26 protein-coding genes and 1 pseudogene are annotated in these 24,300 nt (G+C 43.1%); 21 read left to right on the top strand and 6 right to left on the bottom strand.

What is annotated here, in order from left to right:
• Positions 1-191: 191 nt before the first annotated feature.
• From ABD909_RS06480 to yacG, 3 genes are all read left to right on the top strand, one after another.
• Positions 192-887: a Maf family nucleotide pyrophosphatase gene (locus ABD909_RS06480; RefSeq protein WP_345097138.1), complete on the top strand. Its 696-nt coding sequence runs from the start codon at positions 192-194 to the stop codon at positions 885-887.
• A gap of 146 nt (positions 888-1,033) precedes the next feature.
• Complete coding sequence (locus ABD909_RS06475) at positions 1,034-1,219, top strand: hypothetical protein (RefSeq protein WP_345097137.1); 186 nt, start codon at positions 1,034-1,036, stop codon at positions 1,217-1,219.
• 113 nt (positions 1,220-1,332) lie between these two features.
• The gene (gene yacG / locus ABD909_RS06470) at positions 1,333-1,515 is read left to right on the top strand and encodes a DNA gyrase inhibitor YacG (protein WP_425547955.1); all 183 of its coding nucleotides are present in this window, start codon (positions 1,333-1,335) and stop codon (positions 1,513-1,515) included.
• 218 nt (positions 1,516-1,733) lie between these two features.
• On the opposite strand, the gene ABD909_RS06465 is transcribed toward yacG, so the two are convergent.
• Positions 1,734-2,162 carry a helix-turn-helix domain-containing protein gene (locus ABD909_RS06465; RefSeq protein WP_425547954.1) on the bottom strand — a complete coding sequence of 143 codons (429 nt, stop codon included), beginning with the start codon at positions 2,160-2,162 and terminating at the stop codon, positions 1,734-1,736.
• A 367-nt stretch (positions 2,163-2,529) separates the two neighbouring features.
• Positions 2,530-2,958: a helix-turn-helix domain-containing protein gene (locus ABD909_RS06460; RefSeq protein ID WP_425547953.1), complete on the bottom strand. Its 429-nt coding sequence runs from the start codon at positions 2,956-2,958 to the stop codon at positions 2,530-2,532.
• 316 nt (positions 2,959-3,274) lie between these two features.
• Here ABD909_RS06460 and ABD909_RS06455 point away from each other — a divergent pair, with 316 nt between their 5' ends.
• The 17 genes from ABD909_RS06455 (at position 3,275) to ABD909_RS06375 (ending at position 20,039) form a co-directional block, all read left to right on the top strand.
• Positions 3,275-3,628, top strand: coding sequence for a hypothetical protein (locus ABD909_RS06455; RefSeq protein WP_345097136.1), 354 nt, complete (start codon positions 3,275-3,277; stop codon positions 3,626-3,628).
• Positions 3,625-6,237, top strand: a complete 2,613-nt coding sequence (gene clpB, locus ABD909_RS06450) for an ATP-dependent chaperone ClpB (RefSeq protein ID WP_345097135.1) — start codon at positions 3,625-3,627, stop codon at positions 6,235-6,237. Before ABD909_RS06455 ends, clpB begins: the two co-directional genes overlap by 4 nt.
• A gap of 859 nt (positions 6,238-7,096) precedes the next feature.
• Positions 7,097-7,420, top strand: a complete 324-nt coding sequence (locus ABD909_RS06445; RefSeq protein ID WP_345097185.1) for a hypothetical protein — start codon at positions 7,097-7,099, stop codon at positions 7,418-7,420.
• Between the two features lie 23 nt (positions 7,421-7,443).
• A complete protein-coding gene (locus ABD909_RS06440; protein WP_345097194.1) occupies positions 7,444-7,575 on the top strand; it encodes a hypothetical protein in 132 nt (43 codons plus the stop codon).
• Between the two features lie 107 nt (positions 7,576-7,682).
• Positions 7,683-9,008 (top strand): PBSX family phage terminase large subunit, encoded by a 1,326-nt coding sequence (locus ABD909_RS06435; protein WP_345097134.1) that lies wholly within the window; start codon positions 7,683-7,685, stop codon positions 9,006-9,008.
• The gene (locus ABD909_RS06430; RefSeq protein WP_345097133.1) at positions 9,008-10,852 is read left to right on the top strand and encodes a portal protein; all 1,845 of its coding nucleotides are present in this window, start codon (positions 9,008-9,010) and stop codon (positions 10,850-10,852) included. Before ABD909_RS06435 ends, ABD909_RS06430 begins: the two co-directional genes overlap by 1 nt.
• Before the next feature lie 142 nt (positions 10,853-10,994).
• Positions 10,995-11,816, top strand: a complete 822-nt coding sequence (locus ABD909_RS06425) for a hypothetical protein (protein WP_345097132.1) — start codon at positions 10,995-10,997, stop codon at positions 11,814-11,816.
• 31 nt (positions 11,817-11,847) lie between these two features.
• Positions 11,848-12,072, top strand: coding sequence for a hypothetical protein (locus tag ABD909_RS06420; RefSeq protein WP_345097131.1), 225 nt, complete (start codon positions 11,848-11,850; stop codon positions 12,070-12,072).
• 1 nt (position 12,073) lies between these two features.
• Positions 12,074-13,192 carry a N4-gp56 family major capsid protein gene (locus ABD909_RS06415; RefSeq protein ID WP_345097129.1) on the top strand — a complete coding sequence of 373 codons (1,119 nt, stop codon included), beginning with the start codon at positions 12,074-12,076 and terminating at the stop codon, positions 13,190-13,192.
• Positions 13,193-13,437: 245 nt separating this feature from the next.
• Positions 13,438-14,121, top strand: coding sequence for a phage adaptor protein (locus tag ABD909_RS06410; RefSeq protein ID WP_345097184.1), 684 nt, complete (start codon positions 13,438-13,440; stop codon positions 14,119-14,121).
• Between the two features lie 179 nt (positions 14,122-14,300).
• Positions 14,301-15,764 carry a hypothetical protein gene (locus ABD909_RS06405; protein ID WP_345097128.1) on the top strand — a complete coding sequence of 488 codons (1,464 nt, stop codon included), beginning with the start codon at positions 14,301-14,303 and terminating at the stop codon, positions 15,762-15,764.
• 95 nt (positions 15,765-15,859) lie between these two features.
• Positions 15,860-16,336 carry a hypothetical protein gene (locus tag ABD909_RS06400; RefSeq protein WP_345097183.1) on the top strand — a complete coding sequence of 159 codons (477 nt, stop codon included), beginning with the start codon at positions 15,860-15,862 and terminating at the stop codon, positions 16,334-16,336.
• Positions 16,333-17,487, top strand: a complete 1,155-nt coding sequence (locus ABD909_RS06395) for a tail fiber domain-containing protein (RefSeq protein WP_345097127.1) — start codon at positions 16,333-16,335, stop codon at positions 17,485-17,487. Before ABD909_RS06400 ends, ABD909_RS06395 begins: the two co-directional genes overlap by 4 nt.
• Positions 17,484-18,443 carry a phage tail protein gene (locus tag ABD909_RS06390; protein ID WP_345097126.1) on the top strand — a complete coding sequence of 320 codons (960 nt, stop codon included), beginning with the start codon at positions 17,484-17,486 and terminating at the stop codon, positions 18,441-18,443. The genes ABD909_RS06395 and ABD909_RS06390 overlap by 4 nt, the downstream gene beginning before the upstream one ends.
• Before the next feature lie 343 nt (positions 18,444-18,786).
• On the top strand, positions 18,787-18,990 hold the full coding sequence (locus ABD909_RS06385; RefSeq protein ID WP_345097125.1) for a hypothetical protein: 204 nt from the start codon (positions 18,787-18,789) through the stop codon (positions 18,988-18,990).
• A gap of 230 nt (positions 18,991-19,220) precedes the next feature.
• Positions 19,221-19,400: a hypothetical protein gene (locus tag ABD909_RS06380; RefSeq protein WP_345097124.1), complete on the top strand. Its 180-nt coding sequence runs from the start codon at positions 19,221-19,223 to the stop codon at positions 19,398-19,400.
• A gap of 195 nt (positions 19,401-19,595) precedes the next feature.
• The gene (locus tag ABD909_RS06375; protein WP_345097123.1) at positions 19,596-20,039 is read left to right on the top strand and encodes a hypothetical protein; all 444 of its coding nucleotides are present in this window, start codon (positions 19,596-19,598) and stop codon (positions 20,037-20,039) included.
• Between the two features lie 424 nt (positions 20,040-20,463).
• Here the strand turns inward: ABD909_RS06375 and fdhE are convergent, their stop codons facing one another.
• Positions 20,464-21,363, bottom strand: a complete 900-nt coding sequence (fdhE, locus tag ABD909_RS06370) for a formate dehydrogenase accessory protein FdhE (protein WP_345097122.1) — start codon at positions 21,361-21,363, stop codon at positions 20,464-20,466.
• An 892-nt stretch (positions 21,364-22,255) separates the two neighbouring features.
• Here fdhE and ABD909_RS06365 point away from each other — a divergent pair.
• A complete protein-coding gene (locus ABD909_RS06365) occupies positions 22,256-22,999 on the top strand; it encodes a DUF4167 domain-containing protein (RefSeq protein WP_345097121.1) in 744 nt (247 codons plus the stop codon).
• 214 nt (positions 23,000-23,213) lie between these two features.
• On the opposite strand, the gene ABD909_RS06360 is transcribed toward ABD909_RS06365, so the two are convergent.
• From ABD909_RS06360 to ABD909_RS06350, 3 genes and pseudogenes are all read right to left on the bottom strand, one after another.
• Positions 23,214-23,648 carry a hypothetical protein gene (locus tag ABD909_RS06360; protein WP_345097120.1) on the bottom strand — a complete coding sequence of 145 codons (435 nt, stop codon included), beginning with the start codon at positions 23,646-23,648 and terminating at the stop codon, positions 23,214-23,216.
• A 45-nt stretch (positions 23,649-23,693) separates the two neighbouring features.
• A pseudogene (locus ABD909_RS06355) lies at positions 23,694-24,073 on the bottom strand (hypothetical protein).
• Positions 24,027-24,300, bottom strand: a 274-nt coding sequence (locus ABD909_RS06350) for a hypothetical protein (RefSeq protein ID WP_345097193.1), incomplete at its 5' end; no start/stop codon positions are given. The gene ABD909_RS06350 and the pseudogene ABD909_RS06355, both read right to left, overlap by 47 nt.

Below are 24,300 nucleotides of genomic sequence, written 5' to 3'. Positions count from 1 at the left end.
GCTTTTTCTTTATCGAATGCATGGATATTGTTGCTCAAACGGGTTGGATGCTTCTTTTTAAACCTTTAAAAGAAGAAAAAAATGTTCTGCAAAAGACATCAAAATATGTACAAAAGGTAAAGGATATCCGTGGCGCTAAAATGAAGCTGTTGAAATAAACCATCGGAGGACTATTGTTCTAAGGGGGAAAAATGATGAATTTCAAAAAAACCTTCTTAGGAAAAAAATCTGTGAAGGGCCAAAATGCCCAAGATCTGCAATTGGTACTCGCTTCCGCTTCACCACGCCGTTTGATGCTCTTAGCGCAGATTGGTCTTGAACCTCATGAAGTCTGTGTCACCGATATCGATGAAACAGCAAAATTAAGAGAACATCCCAGCAATCTCGCTAAACGTTTGGCAAAAGAAAAAGCCCTTAAAGCGCAAGAGATTTTGCTATGGCGCAGTCAAAATGAACAACAGAGCATAGCGCAAAAAATGCTCATTTTGGCGGCTGATACCGTGGTGGCGGTGGGGCGTACCATTCTCCCTAAACCAGAGGGTGAAGACGAGGCTTATGAATGTTTGCGCTTCCTTTCTGGTCGTTCGCACAAGGTCTATGGCGCTGTTTGTGCGCTCAATGAAACGGGGAAAATAACAGTAAAATTGGTCGAAAGTCGTGTTCGTTTTCGGCGCCTCACTGCTTCCTTGATGGATGCCTATCTTGCTTCTGGAGAATGGCAGGGAAAAGCCGGTGGTTACGCTATTCAGGGAAAAGCTGGTGCTTTTGTGGTTCATATCAAGGGGTCTTATTCCAATGTGGTGGGATTACCACTGGCTGAAACTATGGATCTTCTCACAGCTTATCAATATCCTGTGCTCTCTCATTGGATTGAAGAAATGCGTTAGAAAAATTTTATCTGTTGTGTCGGAAAATCCTCTCACCTATAGCAATAATATAAGCAGTGGTAAACTTTACACATGAAATATTTTTAGATAATTTGTGCCTCTCTTTAGAGAAACCCTTGCTTGTAAAACCTTATGTGAGGTGAACTATGCCCATATTTAAGAGTAAGAGGCGGGAAAGTGGTCGTGGAGGTGGAGTCGTTGTAGAGGTTAAGCAGGAGGAAGTTGACCCAAGAAAAGTCGGATTGGGCACAGACAGATACGCAGGGAAAGTTTTGTTCTGTGAGCTGTGGAGAAAAAGTCAAATGACAGAGCAAAGTAAGGTAACAAAATAAAAACAACAAAAAGCGAAAGACACCATGAAAAGGTGTAAATAGCAAGAAATTTAAAGCTGCCAACAACAGAAATCCAACAACACAGTTGTCGCAAATATTTAAGAGAAACAGAGTTGAAAAAAACAGAAAAATCTCCCATTCGTCCTCCGCATCCTTGTCCAATCTGTGGGCAGATGGCACAACAAGATGCCTATCCTTTTTGTTCAACACGTTGTCGCGCACTCGATTTAAATCGGTGGTTGTCTGGTGCTTATATTTTGCCGCCACCACCGCAAGTGAGCGATGAGGAAGAATAAAGCAGTAAGCTGTTTAAAAGCCATGAAAACTGCCGTTTGAGGCAAAAGGGAAACTATCTGCGGGAAAATATGGCGGCAGAGGATATGGTTTTAAGAGAGATGGGATGTTTTTGAGGCCATGAAAAAGTATGCATAAGGGGCAGCTGCTTTTGAAGGTGTCATGCATGCTGATCAACAGAGCCTTTAGGATGAACAGAGCTTGGGGGGCGGTTATACTGTTAAAAGCTTTCATCTGGTTCACGGATTAATTGTAAAATTGCTTTGCGTTTTATAGAGGTGAGGATGCGAAATCTTTTGAGCAGCAGATATTCCTCTCTGCTAGAGGCAATTTCACCATGAGGGTGGGAAAGCTGTTGTTTTGTGGAGAACTCCGTATAGAAAAAGCTTATGGGGACATTTAAAAGATTAGCAATTTTCTGCAGGCGTCCGGCGCTTACACGGTTTAGACCTTTTTCATATTTTTGAATTTGTTGGAAACTGACCCCTAGCGATTGCCCCAATTGTTTTTGAGACATTTTTAGCATGTTGCGCCTCAAGCGAATTTTTTTGCCAATGAATGTGTCAATCAAAATGTCATTATGGAAAATGTCTTGATGAGGATTTGTCCTTTGCATTTTTCTCCCCGCCGGTTGCGAGCGCCCTCGCATTGGTATTCCGGGAGTAACAAGTACTGAATCCGAGTCAGCATTTTGCTTTTAGTGCGTGAAAGCACCTGGACATAGCAAAATCTCCCGGAATGCCGGGACACCCACATCAGTGGGTTCATCTTTACGCTCGGATTTAGGGCTTGTTGTCCCTCTTGGTCGTTGCGTAACCGACCAAAAACATCCTTTTATTCATAAAGTAATTTCAGAGGATTGGCAATAAAAATGCACACAGATTTGTTTTAGGGGAGGTGGGTTTTTTTGAGGCCATAAAAAAGTATGCATAAGGGGGCAGCTGCTTTTGAAGGTGTCATGCATGCTGATCAACAGAACCTGTGCGATGAACAGAGCCTAGGGGGCGGTTATGCTGTTAAAAGCTTTCATCTGGTTCACGGATTAATTGTAAAATTGCTTTGCGTTTTATAGAAGTGAGCTCTCTAAATCTTTTGAGCAGTAGATATTCCTCTCTGCTTGAGGCGATTTCGCCATGAGGGTGGGAGAGCTGTTGTTTTGTGGAGACCTCCGCATAGAAAAAGCTTATGGGGACATTTAAAAGATTAGCAATTTTCTGCAGGCGTCCGGCGCTTACACGGTTTAGACCTTTTTCATATTTTTGAATTTGTTGGAAACTGACCCCTAGCGATTGCCCCAATTGTTTTTGAGACATTTTTAGCATATTGCGTCTCAAGCGAATTTTTTTGCCAATGAATGTGTCAATCAAAATGTCATTATGGAAAATGTCTTGATGAGGATTTGTCCTTTGCATTTTTCTCCCCGCCGGTTGCGAGCGCCCTCGCATTGGTATTCCGGGAGTTTGAAAGCACTGAACTCGAATCAGCATTTTGCTTTTAGTGCGTGAGAGCACCTGGACATAGCAAAATCTCCCGGAACGCCGGGATACCACCCGCAAAGCGGGATGAATTTATGTATCGAGTCTTCGGGCTTTCAAATCCCTATTTGGACGTTGCGTAGACGACCAACACCCTTTTATTCATAAAGTAATTTCAGAGGATTGGCAATAAAAATGCACACAGCTTTGTTTTAGGGGAGGTGGGATGTTTTTGAGGCCATGAAAAAGTATGCATAAGAGGGCAGCTGCTTTTGAAGGTGTTTGCATGCTGATCAACAGAGCCTTTAGGATGATGGGTTTTCGTGTGGTGATGTTGGCAAAGCGCTATAGGAGGGTGATGTGTTGGCTGCCAAGACACTGTTGGTGGATGTTGGCTGCTGGTGTGATGTGGAGTGTGGATTCTGGGGGTTGCTGGTTTTGTGGAAAAATAACAGCGCGCCTTTTTTTCCCTCTTGCTATGGGGCTTTTGAGAACCCATATTCTCTTTAGCACAACGGTTATTTTTCACGCTGCTGGGGTTATTCTTCACACTGCGGGCAGTGTTGTGGGTGGCACACTTCTTTGCCTTAGTGCCTGGGGGAGCTTAAAGAGCGGTGGTGCAAGAAAGGAAAAAAAATGAACCTGGAAAAATATAGCGAACGATTGCAAGGTTTTTTACAAGCAGCACAAAATTATGCTCTCTCTTCTGACCATCAGCAATTTATGCCCGAGCATCTGCTCAAAGTGTTGTTAGACGATTCTCAAGGATTGGCAGCCTCTCTCATCCAAAAAGCCGGCGGTGATCTCGCTGTTATTCAAAAGGAGCTGTCAAAAGCTCTCGAGGCTTTGCCAAAAGTGCAAGGCGGTAATGGCCAACTCTATCTCGCCCAACCCTTGGCAAAAGTCTTCACGCTGGCTGAAGAGCTCGCTAAAGGCGCTGGCGATCAATTTGTTACCGTGGAGCGTTTATTACAAGCGCTCATCATGGAGAAATCGGCAAAAACAGCCGATATTCTCACAAAATCAGGCTTGACCCCGCAAGCGCTTAATCAAGCCATTAATACCCTGCGTAAAGGAAAAACAGCGTCAAGCCCCCATGCGGAAAGCCAATATGATGCTTTGCAAAAATATGCCCGTGATCTCACCAAAGATGCACGCGAGGGAAAGCTTGACCCTGTCATTGGGCGTGAAGAGGAAATTCGCCGCACCATTCAGGTGCTCTCACGGCGGACCAAAAATAATCCTGTGCTCATCGGTGAACCCGGTGTGGGAAAAACCGCTATCGTGGAAGGGTTGGCGTTGCGTATTGTTAATGGTGATGTGCCAGAAACTTTGCGTGATAAGCAGCTCTATGCCCTCGATATGGGGGCACTTATCGCAGGGGCAAAATACCGTGGCGAATTCGAAGAGCGACTCAAAGCAGTTTTGGCGGAAGTGCAAGCCGAAAATGGACAAATCATTCTGTTTATTGATGAATTGCACAACCTTGTAGGGGCTGGAAAATCCGATGGGCCTATGGATGCTTCAAACTTGCTCAAACCGGCTCTTGCCCGCGGAGAGCTCCATTGTGTGGGCGCAACTACTTTGGATGAATATCGCAAATATGTCGAAAAAGATGCCGCTCTTGCTCGTCGCTTCCAGCCTGTCTTTGTACCAGAACCAAGCCTTGAGGACACCATCTCTATCTTGCGCGGCATTAAAGAAAAATACGAACAACATCACAAGGTGCGCTTGGCTGACAGTGCCTTGACCGCAGCGGCAAGGTTGTCTTCCCGTTATATTACGGATCGTTTTTTGCCTGATAAGGCTATTGATCTCATCGATGAGGCGGCAGCACGTTTGCGTATGCAGGTCGATTCAAAACCTGAAGAACTTGACGCCATTGATCGGCGTATCTTGCAGCTGAAAATCGAACGCGAAGCTTTGAAAACCGATGTGGAGCCAACCGCAAAAGAACGTCTCAAAACTGTAGAGGACGAATTGAACACCTTGGAACAACAGTCAAAAGAGATGACAACCGCTTGGCAGGCAGAGAAACAAAAATTAGGCCATGCTGCCGATTTGAAAAAACAACTTGAAGAAGCACGCAATGCTTTGGCTATCGCACAGCGTGATGGACAATTTCAAAAAGCCGGTGAACTCGCTTATAGCCTTATTCCCCAACTCGAAAAACAATTAAGTATCGCTGAAAATGATGATCAGCAAAATCATCTCGTTGAAGAAACCGTGACCGCTGAACATGTGGCGCGAATTGTTTCTCGCTGGACCGGAATTCCGGTGGATCGTATGCTGGAGGCAGAACGAGAAGCGCTGTTGCGTATGGAAGACGAAATGAGCAAACGTGTGGTGGGACAAGGAGAAGCCGTACAGGCTGTCTCCCGTGCTGTACGCCGTGCCCGCGCCGGATTGCAGGACCCCAATCGCCCACTGGGTTCTTTCATGTTCTTGGGGCCTACTGGAGTGGGAAAAACCGAGCTCACCAAAGCGCTTGCCGCTTTCCTTTTCCAAGATCCCAATGCAATGTTGCGTATCGATATGTCTGAATATATGGAAAAACATGCCGGTGCACGCCTGATTGGTGCTCCCCCTGGATATGTTGGCTATGAAGAGGGCGGCGTGCTGACCGAAGCCGTGCGTAGAAGACCTTACCAAGTTATTCTCTTCGACGAAATCGAAAAAGCCCATCCCGATATTTTTAATCTCTTGTTGCAAGTGCTTGATGAGGGACGCTTGACCGATAGCCAAGGACGTACCGTCGATTTTCGCAACACTTTGCTGATTATGACCTCCAATCTTGGTGCTGAATTTTTAACCGCTTTGCCGGAAGGACAAATAACCAATCAGGCTAAAGACGAGGTCATGAATGTTGTTCGGGCTGCGTTTCGTCCAGAATTCCTCAACCGTGTTGATGAAATTATCCTTTTTCAACGCTTGCAACGCAAAGATATGGAAGCTATCGTTGATATTCAGATACAACATTTGCAAAATTTGCTCAATGAACGCAAAATAACTTTGCATATCAAACCAGATGTGCGCCAATTCCTTGCTGATAAAGGCTATGATCCCCTCTATGGGGCACGCCCTCTCAAACGGATTATCCAAAAGGAAATTCAAGACCCAATGGCGGAAAATATCCTGTTTGGAAAAATTCACGATGAAATGGCGGTGACAATCGCAAAAGAAGGCGATCAGTTGGTCTTCTTGCCTGAAACAACAAAAACAAGAGAAACAGAAAAAAATAAAGAATAACAGATGAAATATAAAGCGGAAAAACATCAAGAATGGCGTGCGCGTGGGTGCCATGGTGGAGTATAGGCGTGTGGTGAATATTCTCATCAGGCAGACAAAAAATGTTCATGAGAACATAAAAAAACTTGACAAGGTTAATCTCTATCAGTATCATAATGGTACAATCGGGATTGTGCGTTTTTACCAAGCAAACAGATTAATGATGGTGAGGGCGCATAAGCATTTGTAAATGCGGTTGCCTGTTGCGGTTGCCTGTTGCGGTTGCCTGTTGCGGTTGCCTGTTGCGGTTGCCTGTTGCGGTTGCCTGTTGCGGTTGCCTGTTGCGGTTGCCTGTTGCGGTTGCCTGTTGCGGTTGCCTGTTGCGGTTGCCTGTTGCGGTTGCCTGTTGCGGTTGCCTGTTGCGGTTGCCTGTTGCGGTTGCCTGTTGCGGTTGCCTGTTGCGGTTGCCTGTTGCGGTTAAATTTCTCCAGAGCTCAATCTGCTCATATCCAATATCTTGAAAAATAAGAGAAAATCTTAACTTTTAAGGGGCTAAGAGGGGCTGATTATGTTTCCCTTCTCTCTCGTCAATCTCGTTGCGTTTATCGGGGGAAATTGCTCAATATCCTCTTCAATAATTTTGGGCTTTTTTTTGCTTTTGGCAAAGAGCTTTGCCTTTGCCAGTTATCCAATGAAGTGAGGATCGGTGTTCAATCCATTGCACGTGTTCAAGATTGTGTCTGTGGTTGGGATATTGGTGGGGCAGGAGGTGCCATCAATGTTTGACGAGTGCCATGCGCGGGTTTTGAAGAGTGTGGCTGATACTTGTACCGTTTTTATGTCGTGGAGTGCTCTTCTCTTTCTTTAAAGGAATAGAATGATGGCAGATGAAATTTGTCTTCCTTTACGCCGAAGAGGGCGTCCTAAAGGGGCTTTGAATAAAACTACAAGGCGTTTTAATGAAGCCCTGCTTACTGCTGCTGAACAAGCGGGATATCACTATGGTAAAGATGGGTTGGTGTCTTACCTGCAATATCATGCTTTGAATAATCCAGTGCCTTTTTTTTCACTGTTGGCTAAAGTTTTGCCTCTACAGGTGACAGGGGATGGGGATATTCAAACCATTTCACGGGTTGAAATTGTGCCAGTGGTTGCCAAAAATGTGGGATCTGTGGGGCAGAAGGCTCAACCCGCCGATGTGTGAGGGTGTTGAGGCTTTTTTCACTGTTGGCTAAAGTTTTGCCTCTACAGGTGACAGGAGATGGGGATATTAAAACCATTTCACGGGTTGAAATTGTGCCAGTGGCTGCCAAAAATGTGGGATCTGTAGGGCAGAAGGCTCAACCCGTCGATGTGTGAGGGTGTTGAGGGCGGGGATTGAAGAACGCGGAATTTTTGGAGGGTGGAATTTGGGAAGTGTGGTTTTGGCGGAGTGTTTTTTTGAAAATTGTCCTGTTTGAGGTTTCATGACAACTGCGCAAATTGCTCTTATTCCAAAGCTTATTCCCGTGTTTACCGGAAAAGCCGATGTGCGTGCCGCTTGGGGGGGACGGGGTTCTGGAAAAACACGTTCTTTTGCGTTAATGTCTGCCGTGGTGGGATATCGGCATGGCAAGGCTGGAGAGCGGGGCATTATTCTGTGTGCACGACAATTCCAGAATTCGCTTCATGAAAGTTCGTTGGAGGAAATTAAGCGCGCAATCGATTCCTATCCTTTTTTGCAAGACTATTATGAAGTTGGCGATAAATATATCAAGTCAAAAGATGGGCGTATTTCTTATGTGTTCGCTGGGCTTGATCGCAATATCGCAAGTATTAAATCCATGGGGCGTGTTTTTCTTTGTTGGGTCGATGAAGCAGAACCGGTAACCGAAACCGCTTGGCAAACCCTTATTCCGACTTTGCGCGAAGAGGGGGACGATTGGAATGCCGAATTATGGGTGACTTGGAACCCTTGTCGTGAAAATGCAGCCGTGGAAAAACGTTTTAGAAATGTCAAAGATCCCAATATCAAAGGTGCTGAAATTAATTGGCGTGATAATCCGCAATTTCCCGAAAAACTCAATCGAGATCGTATGGCAGATCTAGAACAGCGGCCCGAACAATATAACCATATTTGGGAGGGCGAATATCTGCAAAATGTTGAGGGCGCTTATTACCAAAAAGCCCTGCTTGAAGCTGCACGCGAAGGGCGTATTACCACGGTGCCCCGCGACCCGCTCATGCAGGTGAGAATCTTTTGGGATATCGGGGGAACAGGGGCAAAGGCCGATGCAACCGCTTTGTGGGTGGTACAATTTGTCGGACGGGAAATTCGTGTGCTGGATTATTATGAAGCACAAGGGCAGCCACTCTCTGAGCATGTGGGCTGGGTGTTGCAACGCGGATATGACAAGGCATTGATGGTTTTGCCCCATGATGGGGCGAGTAAAGACCGCGTCTATAATGTCAGTTTTGAAAGTGCTCTCCAACAAGCTGGTTTCCAAACCAAGGTGATTCCTAATCAAGGAGCGGGGGCGGTGAAAATGCGTATCGAAGCTGTTAGACGTTTGTTTCCCGCCATATGGTTTAATCGCGAAACAACAGCTGCGGGGCGAAAAGCACTCGCCTGGTATCACGAAAAGCGTGATGAACAACGCAATATTGGACTGGGTGCGGAACATGACTGGGCAAGTCATGGAGCCGATGCCTTTGGACTGATGTGTGTGGCTTACGAACAGCCGCATATACGAGCGAAAAAAAAGGCTTATCGCTCTTCTTACCATTCTCAAACTTCATGGATGGCTTTTTAATGAATATTTCTACAGACTCTTTTGATCCAATCGAGACCCTTGAACATCAAGCGCTCTTTAAAAAACTTATTGGCTGGTATCAGGATGATATTGGCCATGTCGAGCAATGGCGAAAAAATGCCCAAGAAGATTATGATTTTTATAATGGACGCCAATGGAACGAGCAAGATCTCGCCGTGTTGCGCGAACAAAATAGACCGGTCATGACCTTTAATCGCATTGCCCCGCTGATCAATGCTGTGATTGGCACTGAGCGTAATAATAAACGCCAAGTGCAATTTATTCCACGTCAAGAAGGTGCGGCTTTTGCAAACCAAATCCTCACCGGTGCTGCTGAGTGGTTTCGTGATGAGGCTGATGGTGAGTACGAGGATTCTGATGCTTTTCAAGATGCTATTATTTGCGGAATGGGATGGACAGATACCAGGCTTGATTATGAAGAAGATCCACAAGGAAAACCCGTCATCGCCCGGTTAGATCCTATGAAAATGGTGTGGGATGCAAGTGCTGTGAAACCTAATCTGATTGATGCACAGCGCTTGTGGTATATTGATGAAAAACCACTCGATGTGGCAGCCGAAATGTTTCCCCATGTCCATTGGAGTGATCTGCATGCCGATTGGGTCAAACATCAGACATTGTGGCAGCAAACCAGTGTGAGCGAGCAGCAAAGCTATCTTGGTGAGAGGGAGTTAGACAGCTCTCAACGCCCTAAAATGGTGACATTGGCTGAATGCCGCTGGTTCGAACGCGAGGTGGTTTATAAAGTCCTCGATCCTCTAAGCGGAAAATTTGTCGATTATTCACAGCAGGATTTCCAGAAATTAAACAAAGAATTTCCTAATAGCCAAGCAACAAGATTAACTAGAAAAATTGTCAAACGGGCTTTCTTAGGGCGAAAATTGCTCGAGCCACCCGATAAGCCTTTGGTGCCAGCAGGGCAATTGGGATGGGAATGTATTACCGGGACTTTTGATAAGTTAAGCCGGCAATTTTACGGTATCGTCAAACCAACAAAAGATCCACAACGTTGGGCAAATAAATATTTTAGTCAAGTGATGCATTTGCTCAATAGCCAGTCAAAAGGCGGGATTATGGCAGAACGCGACGCTTTTGATGATGATCGACAGGCTGTCGAAAGTTGGGCGAGAGCCGATAGCATTACTTGGTTGAAAAGTGGTGCCGTGTCTGGGGGAAGAATACAGCCTAAACCCGTTGCACAATTTCCTCAAGGCTTCTTTCAACTGTTTAATGAAGCAAAAAGTGCACTGGAACAAGTCACAGGCTTATCTTCCGAGTTTATTGGAACACGGGCTGTCAATCAACCAGGAATCTTAGAGGAACAACGCCGCCAATCCTCCCTTAATTTGTTGGCATCCTTCTTTGATGGTTTGCGAAGATATCGGCAACGGCAGGGAAAAATTATCCTTTATCTGATTCAAAATTATCTGTCCGATGGGCGCTTGGTGCGTATCGCTGGGGATGAAAACGCCCAGTATGTGCCACTCACACGCGAAATAATCACCAGCTTGGAATATGATATCGTCGTTGATGATGCGCCAACAAGTCTCAATGAAAAAGAGCGTACATTTGCTATTATTATGCAATTGTTGCCTTTGATGCAGAATTTCGCAACACCAGAAATTATGCTTGATCTTTTACACTATTCGCCTTTGCCCGCATCCCTTATCCATAAAATTGCCCTTAAAGCACAAATTCAGGAAGTGGCAGACAATGTGCAAGAGCAAAATTTAGAAGGGCAAAATATGCCATTGAATGCGGGCGGTGGCAGGCAGCTTCATGGGGGTGGAGAATTTAGCGGCAGGTTTCATGGGAGCGTCTGACATTGTGGTGGAAAACAAGAGCGTTGTGCTGGTCATGCTAGGGCGGGAGAGGAAAGACAGAGTAACAGGCAAATGCGCGGCGTAAGGTCGCTTTATGTGAAGAAATATCATCTTATTTTTAAACAACAGAAGGCTTGAGAGTATGGATCAAGAACACTTAACACCAGCAGAACAAAACCAATTACAACAGGCTTCTCTTTCAGAATCTCTACAGGGAGAAAACTGTGCAATTGATGTGGGAGGACACGTAAAAGGAGAAGGAGCAAAGTTTGGGCAAGAAAATTTCCAAACACAGCACAATCTGCCACAACAACAGCGTTCAATCCAAGAGAGGGCACAGCAACAAAATATTCAAAATGTGCAAGGAGAAGCAGAAGGTGATGCACCCCCAGACCCGCAAAAAGATTTTATGGGTTATATAGAATGGTTAGGAAAAAATCTCTACAAACAAGGGGGGGGGCTCTCACAACAAGAACCTGCATTAAGCGCTGAAGCAGAACAGTTGAGTGCTTTCTATCAACAATCTGTTATAAGCGTTAAGCAAAGACACGATGATTTTGATCAAGCTGCCGATTTTATTTATGATACGCGAGCTAAGCAGTTGGCTGCTTTCTCTGCTCTCTATCCGGAAATGGCAGATCCAAATGTTATCGATGCGTTGATTGGCAGTGAATTAAAGCAAATCGTCCAAGATTGTGCCAAAAAAAATCAAAACCCTGCCGAAGTGCTCTACACGATTGCGCAAAAAATTGGCTACACCAACAGCGCAAAGAGTCTTGTTGAGGATTTTCAAAAAAGACAAAATTCTGCACGTACCCTTGCAGCCTATAATGGCGTAACTCCTAATGGACCCATTTCTTTGGATATGCTCGATAAAATGTCGGAAACCGAATTTAATCGTTGGGTTGCTGATCCCAAAAATAAAGCTGCTTTTCATCGTCTCATGGGCGGGGGAGAATCTTAAAAAGAAACCCGTGGAGGAATTTTGATGGCGCATGCCTTTGAGCTGTTGGCGCTGGTGCCTTTGGGATGTTGGTGTGGGAGAGCTGGAGAATTCTCGAAGTGAGAATGTGACGTTTCTCAAAAGGGGGGGGGAAGGACAAGCAAGAAAATCATACAAAAACACAACAATGGATCCACCATCTGAAAATGAGAAATGTGGAATGTTAACAACCGGCGCTTTGCCGGTTTTTTTATGTCAATCAATTTATAGAGGATAAAATGACCGTAACTTATATTGGAATTAATGACCCTATGGCAGTGCGCACGTGGTCTAAACTGTTAAACCAAGAAGTTTCAAAAGCAATTCCTATTGCTCCCTTGATAGGGACAGACTCAAACAGTATCGTACAATTAAAAGACGAAACGACAAAAGCAAGTGGTGATGCCATTAGCTTTAATTTGCGTGTACAGTTGCTTGGCGATGGGGTGAGTGAGGGGCAGGCCGTGGAAGGCAATGAAGAAGCCTTGCAATTTCTCAGTGATCGTTTGGCAATTAATGAACTTGTTCATGCTGTGCGGGTCAAAAATGAAGGCACTATTGATCAACAACGTATCTTATATGATTTGCGAACCGAAGCCAAAAATGGTTTGGTCGATTGGTATGCAGATCGCTTGAGTTTGATGTTTTTCATTCAAGTGTGTGGCTATACTGCAAAAGCTCTTAACTTTGAGGGACGTAGTATTACCCTTAAACCTGTCCATTATGGTTTTAATGCTCCAACCGCACCAACCGATAAACGCGTCGTGCGACCCAATGGAAAAACAAAAGATGAAGATTTGAAAGAAAATGATGTCTTTTCTCTCAAATTAATCGATAAAGCTGTGGAACGGGCTAAGCTTGCTAATCCCAAAATTAGACCTGTGCGCATTGATGGCGAAAATGTCTATGTGCTTTATCTCCACCCAACACAGGTCACACAATTGCGAACCAATACCGATGCCGGACAGTGGCTCGATATTACCAAGGCTATCTATAGCGGAAGCCGTCTTAAAAATCCGCTCTATGATGGATCGCTTGGTATGTATAATGGCGTCGTCTTGCGTGAGGCGGAACATGTTACCGAAGGCGTTGAATCCGCTACAACAAACAAAGCTGTGCCCAATGTGCGCCGTGCGGTGTTGCTTGGTGCACAAAGTGCTGTCATCGCTTTTGGAAAAGATCGCGGGGCTACACGCTATAAATTGGTGGAAGAGCTGTTCGACTATGAACGCGAATTCGGTGTCGCAGCAAAAACCATTATCGGTATGAAAAAAACTTGCTTCACTTTGCCTGGAAGTTCACAAGGTGCACAAGATTTTGCTACTATCGTGATCCCAACTTATGGAGCACCAGCTTAAGTACTGCAAATGCTTCTTCTCAACAGAGCTTTTTGTTGAGGAGAAGTGCCAAACATTGGCTTTACTTGTCATCATTATGCAGAATTATGCAGAATTTTGTAGGATTGTGATGCCAAGGGATGCTTGATCTGAGCTTTTGGAGTGCTTCTTTGCAACCCATTTGAAAGTTTTTTTATCTCTCAAAAGAATATGCCGTCTGCCTACAGATGCCCAAAATGCCTCATGCAAAAGGATTATTATTGCTTATGACCATTTTACCCATTAATCTAAATTTCCTCAATCCGACAGATTCAGAGTCTTGTAAAACTTTTGCTTCTATGGTCGCTCTTATTCAAGATGAAATTGACGATACAATAGGCGAATATGTTATACAAATTCAAGACTCCATTTGTACCGCTTTGCGTTTGTGTGAACGCGAGCCTTTGTTCTTTAATCAAAAAAGACAGAGTACTTTCAAAACACAAAAGGGAAAAACATGGTATGGCCAAGAAGAAGGGATTTTTATCGAGTCGGAAAAGGCTGTGGAATCTGTCTTTTTGGGAAAAAATGATGCGACTCAATTGTTTTTTAAATCCGCTGAAACATTGCAAAAACAATATGGAACACAACAAGGAGAACCTCTCTTTTATAGTTGTATGGCGCAAAAAATAGGGCTCTTTCCAACACCAAAACAGGTTGAAACCGTGTGCCTTGTCTTTGCTCCTGTCTGTTTTAGCAATAAAGCGCTGGTCGAGGAAGATAATCCTTGGTTGCTTTATGCATTCGATCTCATTAAAGCGCGTGCAAAATACGAACTCTACAAAAATATCCTCAAAGATTCTGAATATGCTGCTGTTTCTTTTAGAGATTTTCAAGAACAGCTGCAGGCTTTGCGATTTGAAACATCACGCCGAAAAAATTCGACAAATATTCGTCCCATGAAGTTTTAAAAAACTGTTCTTGGGTACTGGGCGTTGGTGCGGATGATTAGTGCTGGCGGCTGATACCGGTGGCTGGTGCCGAGGGTTGGTGCTGGGGACTGGTGCTTAAAAGTAAGCCTTGCTGTTTTGCAATACACACTTTTGCAATGTCGTGCTGGGCTTTTTCAATATTTTTTATGGGGTGCTCAATGGCTTTTTTCCCAATCGCTGATTATCGACCCGATGTCGCAGACATCAATGGGCTTTTTACCGATGAACTCATCAATGTGCTACCGGCTGATGGTTCTTATATCCCTATGCCAAGTTTTCAACCTTTGTCACAGCCTTGTCCAGATGCAATTTTAGGCGCTCTTGCTGTGAAAACAAAAAATGGCGTGTCTATTATTGTTGGAACAGGACAAAAAATTTATCTTCTCGACAATACAACAAAACAGTGGAAAGATATTAGCCAAAGGGGAATATCTTATCTTGCCAATGTTGATGCTCCATGGTCGTTTGCTTTGTTTGGCGATTATGTGATCGCTGTGAATGCCAATGATAGGCCACAAGTCATTGATATTCATCATGACAAACGATTTAGGGATTTGGGCGGAAATCCACCTCAAGCAGGAATTGTGCGTGTGTGGGGAGATTTCGTTTGTCTGATGAAATTGACTGAGCATCCACGACGTATTCATTGGTCGGGATTGAACGATGCCGAATGTTGGACCGTGGGAAAAAAAAGTTGTGATTATCAAGATTTTCCCGATGGCGGATTCGTACAAGGGGCAACCGAAACAACAAATCCAATCATCTTTATGCGTTCTGCCATCTATGCCGGTTCTTTTATCCCCGGTTCTAAGATTATTTTCAGTTTTCAAAAAATTCACGATAAACGTGGGGCAAAAAACGCCGAATCTATCGTTTGTCGAGGCGATCTTGCCTTCTTTGCTGATGAGGGCGGTTTTTATCAGATCACCAATGAGGGACAGATTATACCCATTGGATTTGAAAAAGTTGACCGAACCATGACAGCAAAAGAAAGACAGAATAATCTTTATACTCTGTCTGCTGCCATTGATGGCGTGTATAACCGCGTTTATTGGATGGTCGATAGCGATGAGATTCTCCATAAACGCATTTTGCTCATTTATGATTGGGGATTGCAAAAATGGACAAAAGCTCTTGTCGATACCAAAATGATTTTGCCCATTTTTTTGGCTGGAACCACTCTAGAAGGTCTCGATCAAGTGAATGGAAACCTTGATGATTTGCCCTTTTCTCTCGATAGTAAAGCTTGGAAAAATGAATCGCCCATTCTCGGTGCATTTGATGCGCAGGGCAGACTTGGTTCGTTTTCTGGCTCCCCTATGGCTTGTGTGGTGACTTCACAGGAAATGGGGCAGACAAATGGTGTGATAACACGGGTGAAAAATATTATGCCTCAAGTGAATAGTGGGGAATTTTATTTGTCTGTGGGGCTGCGCTTTCGCCAATCTCTTGCAGAGAAAACCTTTTGGTTGCCAGAAAGACTGCCCTCCCATCATACGGGGCAAATTCATGTGCGGGCAAGGGCACGGTTTTATCGCTTTAGATTGCGTATTCCTGAAGGGGCGAATTGGTCTCATGTGACGGGATTCGATGTGCAATTGCAGGGGGCTGGTATGCGCTAGCACGTGCCTTGGTAAGAGGGGTGGTTCATGCGGTGGGGTGTTTCATGAGGCGGAAAAGTTTAGAGTTGGTGAGGGGGCTTATTAAAGGGCTGAAGATGCGTGCGGCGAGGAAGAAAATTATCACGCAAAAGAAGCCAAATTCCTATGCTGCTCATCTTACACAGAAATGGTCGTGGGAAAAAATAGCGCCTTATCAAAAGCCTCTTAATGCTGCACTCGAAAAATATGCTAAGCGTTTTCCCGATGATGTTTGTTTGCAAACCATTGCTGAAGAACTCATCGCTGGACAAGCACAATTGTGGCTGGTGTTAAAAAATAACCACCAATTTAGCGCTTTTGCTCTTACCAAAGTTGAAAGTACCCATAAGGGAAAAAAATGCGTTATCCTCTCAGATCTGGCTGGTGAGGGAGGACTGGAATTGGTCCCGTTGATCGATAAAGTTGAAGCGTGGGCGCGAACAATTAATGCCGAGGAAATACAAATGTTTGCAAGAGCTGGGTGGGCGAAAATGCTCAGCCAACACGGATATTCTCGTAATCTTATTCATTATAGAAAGGTTTTAAAGCCATGAGTAGAAAAAAAACGCCTCAAGTGCAAACAACAACACAAACAAATGCACCGCCCGAATGGGCTGCAGATATCTTTAAAAAAGCAAGTAGCCAAGCTCTTGATCTGTATAATAAAGGAGTGGGCGGAAATGTGTATCAGGGAGAGCGTGTGGCTGGTCTTGGAAACCTGACAAAAAATGCACTCACCGGTCTACAACAGGCTGCCGATCAATATCATAATCCAGCCTTAACACAGTGGCTTAATGCTCCAACACAAACCGCGCACAATCTTCTTGGTATGGCTCAAGGGAATTGGATTGGCGGCAATAGTAAATTTAATGCTGCTTTGCAAAATGCTTTGAATAAAACTTCCGATGCTATCAATCAATCTATGTCTGGGGCTGGGCGCTATGGTTCTGGTGCCCATACCGGTGTGCTCGCCGATGAGCTTGGCGCACTGGCAACAAATGCTACCGCTCAGCAATATAATCAAGATGTGCAGAATATGATGAATGCTAATCAGATGATTGATCGCTCCTTATATGATCAGGTCAATGCGGCCAACAACTATTATCAAGGGCAAAGTAATGCGCAAAGCAATGCTTTAAAGGGCGGCCTTATTCAAGATATGAACCGTCAGAATATGTTAGATGCACAGCGCCAAAAGTGGGATGAACAAGATAATCAGGGCTGGAACCGCTTAGAACAGCTGCTGCGTGTGGGAACACAAGCAGCTGGAAATTACGGAACAACATCAGGAAAATCGACAATCATACCTTCTGTGACAAAAGATCCCTTGCGGGATGCACAGAAAGTGCTGGGATTGGTGGGAGGAATTCTAGGGCTTTGTGATGTAAGAGCCAAAGAAAATATCATCCCTGCGGGCAAAAAAAATGGCTATCCGCTCTATAGCTTTAATTATAAGGGCAATCCGCAACGCTACCTTGGTGTTCTCGCTCAAGAGGTGCTGCGCTTAAAACCTGAGGCCGTCTTTGTCAATGCAAAAACCAAATTGTTGCATGTCGATTATGATAAAATCGGCCTCAAAATGGAAAAGCTGCAAATGGAAAAGGCAAAAATGGAAAAAATTACAGCGCTTCAAAAGAAAATTGCTCACTTTTTCTCTTCTCTCTTTGCACGTTTGTCTTTCTTACAAAAAGGATATCTTTTATGAGCTCAATTTATGATTGGTCACTTACCGCATCTGAAAATGCCTATGCCGATGAGGGCATCAATTGGGCAGAGGGACAACCGCCAAGTTCCGTCAATGATAGTGCGCGGGCTATGATGCAACGCATTAAAGAATATTTGTTGGATAATGGCGGGGTGATTGAGGCACAGTTTAGTTTTGATAAGGAGAACAACAAAACAGCTGTGCACTTGAGGACAAAATCTTCTTTTGAAGTGTATAAGGGCGGAATTATGTTGCGCTTTAGGGCACAGGAGCAAAATAGTGGAACCACAAATGTCGCTTTAAACCAATTACTCCCACGTCCCGTTTATATGGCAACGCCTGTTGGTATCACGCCTTTAAGTGGCGGAGAAATACAAAAGGGCGGACTTTATGAGCTCGTCTATACCCCGGATATTGCTGGAAAAAACGCAGACGGTTGGTTTTTAACCAATCCAACGCAAAGTTTTGCAGCGGGCTTTATTGGTACTTTTGCTATGGAAAAAGTGCCACCTGGTTGGTTGCTTTGCGATGGTAAAGCTTATTCTCGCAGAATTTATGCAAATCTCTTTGCTGCCCTTGGGGAAATATGGGGACGTGGAGATGGGCGAACAACTTTTAATGTGCCCGATTTGCGTGCTATGTTTTTGCGTGGGCTCGATTATGAAAAAAATATCGACAAAGGACGTCGCCTGGGAAGTAGACAGGAAGAGTCTTTTAAAGCCCATACTCATCAAGGAAAAACAGATTTTACAGGGGCTCATACACATAAAATTAAAGAATGCGAAGCCGCTGGTATAGACGTTTTCTACGGGAATTATAAATACTTCTTTAACGGTTCAGAAGATCTCGATACGACTCTTGCAGGGGATCATGAACACAAAGTCATTTTGGAAAAAACCGGTGGTGATGAAACGCGCCCCGTCAATGTGGCTGTTGTTTATGCTGTCAAAGCGTGATCAATGAAAGTTCTTAACCGAGATAAAAATGATTCTAGAAGATTTCTTGTGAAAAAAAGCCTGCTCTAAAAGGACTTTATAGAACGTTATAGAATCTGCATGCATAAAGTTTCGATGCTTTGCGCGTTTTATGCAAAAAAATGCATCTTTGCTTTCTTCTCTTTCTTGAAGAGCTCCTTTAATAAGATCCTTTTTTCATGGCTGTTGAGAAATTCTTTTGCACGCGTTTTGAGAATAGAGGTTGAAGCTTTATGTCGGTGCAAGAGTTTGTCGACAAAAGGCTTTCAAATTTGCCAAAAAGGGCAATTTACCAAGAAAGCTGTTTTAGAGTGAAGGAGGGATAATGGCGCTTTTTCCATTTTCTATCGCTGATATTGATGATCCTGAACATATTCGCGTGGTTCTTTATGCCAGCGGAAGAATGGGGCACGCTCCTTTGAATGCATTGTTGAAGGGAATATGTAACGATATTACACAAATTTCACAGCGGCTTGAGGCTTTAGAAAAACAATTGAAAATAACAAATCTTGCTCCCCCTCACGCATGAACAAGTTCTTAAGGAAGAGGAGAAAGGCAGCTGTGCGAGTGGGAAGAGTAGCGTGAGCGGTGAAACAATAACTGTATAAAATAGTACAGTTTATGAATCTGGAAACAGAATTTATCTACGCAATTCTGCAATTATTACATCGGGAATGGCTTCTTTTAAGGTTGGTCGTGGCATTGGTCTACACAATCCCATGAGTGAACCAATGAACTATAATATAGATTATAGCATAAATGAAATATTTAACCAAATTATGTCCGTATGTCCATCAATTAAGTGATCGCACTCTTGAAGCTGATAAGGAAAGTTATCTTATCAGTTTAGAAAGTGATATAACTGCTGGTAAATATTTTTCTGCTGGCCAACGTCATACAGATGAGATGAAGAATTTTAGTCAAGGGTGTGGCGTATAGTACTGCTGATATCGAGAAAAAAGCCTCAGAGAAAGAGTATATTGAGCATAATATAGCAGAGGGTAGAAAAAATGCTGTGCTTTGGAATTAAGAAGATTGATCATTTGCTATTGTAACATGTATGTTATGCTTTGAGGCTTTTTTTATTGTTTGCTTTTTAAAAACGTTCTTTAGATATTACAGGATGGGGTTTTTATGGAAAAAAGAATCCGCGCAAGACAAAAGGCTTATTTCAAAAGACTCTCTCGTAAGATCGCTTTTGTGTGCTTGCTGCTGTTTTGTGTAGCAGCTTTTGCTTTTTTCATGGTAAAAATCATTAGCCATTTTTCTTCTCACCAACAAATAGCACAAAAAGCACCTGTAGAATTGATTATTCCAGTCTTTGACCATCGCGTATATTGTAAGGAAATAGCTGCTTCCGTAACCTCCGATAGGAGGCAAGAAGTTTATCAGCATTGTCTGAATTTAGAAAGTGAAGCCTATTTTGCTATTCGTGAAATGTGGGATACGCTCTCTGATAGGGCAAAGAAAAAATGTGTGGCAATGGTGCGACCAGGAGACGGAAATTATTTTCTCCTACGGGATTGTTTTTTTAATGAAAAAGAAGGTGGGAAAGGGAAGATGCGTAATCACTTTTAAGTTTTTTATATAGAACTTAAAGGCTCTGGAAATTGCATGAAAAAACCAAGTTCTTATGGTCATCACATCACTGCTTTTATCCAACAGCGTTTTGATTGGTAAAAATCTTGCCACGCTTTCTTGTATATCTCCTTCTCCTTTGAAACTTTTGCACAATGCACAGCATCTTATCCTGTATATTTGCTTTCACACAGCAATCATACTTGTGGAAGATGTAGGCGGAGTGATTTTAACTGATATAATAGAAAATTTTAAAACTATGAAAAGAGGATTTGTCATGCCAAAATCTTTTCATCTGCACAGTTGTTATGAGAACAACAACCATGAATTATCATCATAGATCAAAAAGTCCATTTTATCTGAAAACGGTTTCAAGATAAATTATCAGCGGGATTCCTTTTATTTCTTGAGAAAAGAGAAATTTTTATGATTTTGCCCATACGGGTTCTTTTCTGTCTTCGGCTAAAAAGGGATTAAAACTCTTATGCTGAAAACTACAAGAGATTTTTTGTAAAAAATCCGTTGTGGGGGTGCTGATGTCATCGGCAAAAACATCCAGTATAGGATTTTGCTGGTGATTGAATTGCTTGCAATAAAAGCCACATTTCTCACAGGTTTCAAATAAAATGCCGTTGGAAAGATGTTTATTGCTGTGGGTAGAAAGACCTTGTTTTGCTTGACAAAAACTGCATTGATTGTGCGCAATCTGCCAAAGAGTGCCACAATAAAGGCAAGAACAAACTTTTATGGTTTCTTGTGGTTTGACCTCGATTATGAGGTTAGCAGAATGTGTGCCGCTGCAAGCAGGACAGAGGTTTTTTGGTTGTGCGCTCAAGTTTTGAGCATCAAGTTGTGAGGCAGCAAGACAATAAATGATTTGTAGGGCACCGGTGATAAAAATATATTCAGTTAGTTGCTGTGGGGGAAGTTTATGGTTTAACAGATTCTCGCCCCAAAGGCGCCAGTGGTCTTTTTGCTGGTGCGTGCGTTTTAAAGCTTGAGCGCTTATTGCCAAAGGTATAGCTTGAGAAAGTATTGGAGTTGATAGGCGTCGTAAAAAATCATCAACAATGCTTTCATAAAAACCTAAGGTTAATAATTTTGATCGATTAAGAGGCGTTGTTGTGGGGGCAGCAAAACGACAAAGAGGAACAGCAAAATCTTTAAATTTTTCGCTCGATTGTTGTTGGGCATGACAAAAATGCGCAAAAAATAATAAAGCTTGTTTGTTTTCCAGGGTGTTGGCTAAATGAGCAAAACGCGTATAACGTTTTGCAAATAAAGTTTCCCTCTTGGGTAATATAACAAAAATTGAAGAATTCATGTTCCATTCTCACTTATAGATTTTGTTGTTTTCTAAGACATGCTCGAATTTTTGACAGGAAGCAGCATATTGGGAGGGCTTTCTCATAAGTCTCTTTTTATCGTTGTTCATACAAGGGGTATACGGAGTTTATACTTGCTTTTATATGGGGCTTTTATGCCGAGCCTGTCATAAATGAAAACACTGATTTTTCTATAAATTCCCTTAAACTTTAAAAAAGCTTCATAGCGCAGGAAGTAAACTTTGACAAGAAAACGTATTTGTTGATGGGTATAGGACTTGAATAATGCTTCATACGCATCTACTTATAAAAGTTAAGAGGTTTTGTGAAGTAATAGTGGATTATTACGCATAAAGGGGTTGCTTTAGCGCGGAAGAAAGCCTATGTTACATAAAGTAAATATGTTCGTACAGTAACTGAAGCATGCGTGCTTGTCTGGTTTAAGTGTGCGAGGGGGCATGATATCGGCGTTTTTAGGATCAGTGGTTTTAAAACAAAAAAAGGCAGTTTTAGTTGTTCTCTGGCAGGGAGTATTTTTGCTAGATGTGTTTTTTATACGTTATCATTTTTTGTTTTTCCACAAGATAAGTTATTTTTTTAATAAAATATGGTCTATTTAGAAAAAAACACTTGGCATTTTATGTGAACATCATTAGATTTCTGCCGGTTAACGCCGGTTAACAGAGAATGAGGGAATTTAAAATTTATGGTTTCCCTGCTGTTTTTGTGATTTTCAAAAAATATATGCTTTATCAAATATCAGTAGGTATCATTTGATGAAATAAAACGCGGATAGTCTGATAACCGTATTTAAACATGATGAGCGTTATCGCAAAATAATACAATGAAGAAGAGTCAATTAAGACACACACACTCCAAAAAGGGATAAAAATGAGGCCACAACAAAATAGACGGGTACGCGGTCGCAATAACAACAATAGTAATAACAATAATAATCGTCGCGGACCTAATCCATTGTCGCGGAATTATGAAAGTAGCGGTCCGGATGTTAAAATTCGCGGAAATGCGCAACAAATTGCTGATAAATATATCAGTCTTGCTCGTGATGCACAGGGCGCTGGTGATCGTGTGATGTCGGAAAATTATCTACAACATGCTGAGCATTATTTGCGGATTATTTTGGCTGCCGTCGGACAAACGCAATATGTCCGACGTGATGAGAATAATGAGCAGGAATGCAGTGAGATAAACGTTGAAGGCGAGAAAAAAGATACTGTCAATTGTGAAACAGATGTTGCACAAACACCGTTGCAAAAAAATGGTCATGGTCAATACACTCAGGCGCAAAATGGATATGTGCATGAAGAAGAGTTAGAAGTAAATACTCCTCTGGATGAAAAAAAATTCCAAGAACAATGTCGTGCTGAAGAGACTGTTGAACCTGTTAAAAAATCACGCAGAATTTCACGGCGACGCACTGCCATTGTGCGCGCGCAACAAGAAGAAATATCCCTGGAATTTCCACATTTTGAACTTCCACAGGCACCTTCAGAAACTGCTCAGGAAGATGTGTTGGTACAAAAGGACTCCTCCTTGCCTGTGTTGGAGAAGGAAACACAAAGAAAACCACGGCGTCGTCGCACGGTTACATCTCTCACAGAAGAAAATGTCTAAAATGTCGTGCATGCTGTAAGTGCGCTTGTTGAGGGGCAGTGTTACTTGTAAGCAGTATGTGATGTGTTTTGCACTTTGCTTTTCCTTTTTTAGGGCAACCTCAAAAGCTGCTCAGGATAATGATGTGTTGGCACAAAAGGTCTCCTCCTTGCCTGTGTTGGAGAAGGAAACACAAAGAAAACCACGGCCTGTAAGTGTGCTTTGAGGCATCTTCTTAATGGGGAGGGGGGTTTGTTGTTTCTTCCGTTGTTTCAACAGAAAGAACAGCAATGCGTGTACCAGTGTAATAATTGTACACCATAAATTTTGTCTGCCCATCTGAGGTTAAGATTTTTAAAACAAGATTTGGCTCTGAAACGCTGTGCGAGAGAATTTGCGTGTCTTTCGGTAAAAAAAGTGTGTGGTAAGCAATTTCTTTATTTTTGCTGTGAGAGGAAAAAGGCTCTGTTTGTTTTTGAGCTGATCCCGTCGCTATAATTTTATAGACAACACCAAACAGTACAGCAAGCATAAGAATGAGCGTTATTGCAATGGAAATGATCATTAATCGCATAAGCTTTTTTCTTACTCGTTCTACTGCCGGGTCTAAGGGGAGATCTTGAGGCCGTGTGCAGTGGTCTTTTGCTGTATCCATTTGCTTATTATCCATCGTGCTGACCTCTTCCATGGATTGTTTTTTGAGAGCTTGATGAATTTATGTTTTTAAGTCTTTTTGTGCATTGTGCAAGAGGTTTATAGAAGAAAAACCTAGAAATGGGGATGAGATGCGAAGATATCTGCGTCGTGGGGTTTGGAGATCTTATCATGCATATTTTGGCTGGTAAGCAGGAAGTTTCCTCGGTTTGTTACAGACCAGACGAGTTGTACTTGTTGTTGATGTAAGTTTGCTTGTATACTGATACATTGGGCAAAGATTTGTTGCCCATAAGAGGAAAATTGTTTTGTGGAAGGTATCATGGCCTGTTCGCACGCTTGCGCTGTGGGATAGATTTTGACCATTTTATTGTTGGAATAACAGCTGTTAAAATCATCTGTGCATGAAACCAATAAAAGGATAAAAATGAGGGTATTCATAAAATATTTCCAAATAAAAGGTTGACAGCATAGGGCTTTGTTTGTCAGCCTTGAGGCGTTCTTCGTGATCAATAAACGTTTTTAAAGGTTGCTTTGTTCCGCTGGGGCAGGTTTGTGCTGGGGCAGGTTTGTGCTGGGGCAGGTTTGTGCTGGGGCAGGTTTGTGCTGGGGCAGGTTTGTGCTGGGGCAGGTTTGTGCTGGGGCAGGTTTGTGCTGGGGCAGGTTTG

It is taken from the genome of Bartonella acomydis, assembly GCF_039543025.1.
Lineage (GTDB): Bacteria > Pseudomonadota > Alphaproteobacteria > Rhizobiales > Rhizobiaceae > Bartonella > Bartonella acomydis.
This window is presented reverse-complemented; position numbering and strand designations above follow the sequence as displayed.

What these genes read in the sequence shown, in the direction of transcription:
- ABD909_RS06480 (WP_345097138.1), top strand. Translation starts at nt 192, where the DNA reads ATGATGAATTTCAAAAAAACCTTCTTAGGAAAAAAATCTGTGAAGGGC.
- ABD909_RS06475 (WP_345097137.1), top strand. Translation starts at nt 1,034, where the DNA reads ATGCCCATATTTAAGAGTAAGAGGCGGGAAAGTGGTCGTGGAGGTGGA.
- ABD909_RS06465 (WP_425547954.1), bottom strand. Translation starts at nt 2,162, where the DNA reads ATGCGAGGGCGCTCGCAACCGGCGGGGAGAAAAATGCAAAGGACAAAT.
- ABD909_RS06460 (WP_425547953.1), bottom strand. Translation starts at nt 2,958, where the DNA reads ATGCGAGGGCGCTCGCAACCGGCGGGGAGAAAAATGCAAAGGACAAAT.
- ABD909_RS06455 (WP_345097136.1), top strand. Translation starts at nt 3,275, where the DNA reads ATGCTGATCAACAGAGCCTTTAGGATGATGGGTTTTCGTGTGGTGATG.
- clpB (WP_345097135.1), top strand. Translation starts at nt 3,625, where the DNA reads ATGAACCTGGAAAAATATAGCGAACGATTGCAAGGTTTTTTACAAGCA.
- ABD909_RS06445 (WP_345097185.1), top strand. Translation starts at nt 7,097, where the DNA reads ATGGCAGATGAAATTTGTCTTCCTTTACGCCGAAGAGGGCGTCCTAAA.
- ABD909_RS06435 (WP_345097134.1), top strand. Translation starts at nt 7,683, where the DNA reads ATGACAACTGCGCAAATTGCTCTTATTCCAAAGCTTATTCCCGTGTTT.
- ABD909_RS06430 (WP_345097133.1), top strand. Translation starts at nt 9,008, where the DNA reads ATGAATATTTCTACAGACTCTTTTGATCCAATCGAGACCCTTGAACAT.
- ABD909_RS06425 (WP_345097132.1), top strand. Translation starts at nt 10,995, where the DNA reads ATGGATCAAGAACACTTAACACCAGCAGAACAAAACCAATTACAACAG.
- ABD909_RS06420 (WP_345097131.1), top strand. Translation starts at nt 11,848, where the DNA reads ATGCCTTTGAGCTGTTGGCGCTGGTGCCTTTGGGATGTTGGTGTGGGA.
- ABD909_RS06415 (WP_345097129.1), top strand. Translation starts at nt 12,074, where the DNA reads ATGACCGTAACTTATATTGGAATTAATGACCCTATGGCAGTGCGCACG.
- ABD909_RS06410 (WP_345097184.1), top strand. Translation starts at nt 13,438, where the DNA reads ATGACCATTTTACCCATTAATCTAAATTTCCTCAATCCGACAGATTCA.
- ABD909_RS06405 (WP_345097128.1), top strand. Translation starts at nt 14,301, where the DNA reads ATGGCTTTTTTCCCAATCGCTGATTATCGACCCGATGTCGCAGACATC.
- ABD909_RS06400 (WP_345097183.1), top strand. Translation starts at nt 15,860, where the DNA reads ATGCGTGCGGCGAGGAAGAAAATTATCACGCAAAAGAAGCCAAATTCC.
- ABD909_RS06395 (WP_345097127.1), top strand. Translation starts at nt 16,333, where the DNA reads ATGAGTAGAAAAAAAACGCCTCAAGTGCAAACAACAACACAAACAAAT.
- ABD909_RS06390 (WP_345097126.1), top strand. Translation starts at nt 17,484, where the DNA reads ATGAGCTCAATTTATGATTGGTCACTTACCGCATCTGAAAATGCCTAT.
- ABD909_RS06385 (WP_345097125.1), top strand. Translation starts at nt 18,787, where the DNA reads ATGGCGCTTTTTCCATTTTCTATCGCTGATATTGATGATCCTGAACAT.
- ABD909_RS06380 (WP_345097124.1), top strand. Translation starts at nt 19,221, where the DNA reads ATGAAATATTTAACCAAATTATGTCCGTATGTCCATCAATTAAGTGAT.
- ABD909_RS06375 (WP_345097123.1), top strand. Translation starts at nt 19,596, where the DNA reads ATGGAAAAAAGAATCCGCGCAAGACAAAAGGCTTATTTCAAAAGACTC.
- fdhE (WP_345097122.1), bottom strand. Translation starts at nt 21,363, where the DNA reads ATGAATTCTTCAATTTTTGTTATATTACCCAAGAGGGAAACTTTATTT.
- ABD909_RS06365 (WP_345097121.1), top strand. Translation starts at nt 22,256, where the DNA reads ATGAGGCCACAACAAAATAGACGGGTACGCGGTCGCAATAACAACAAT.
- ABD909_RS06360 (WP_345097120.1), bottom strand. Translation starts at nt 23,648, where the DNA reads ATGGATAATAAGCAAATGGATACAGCAAAAGACCACTGCACACGGCCT.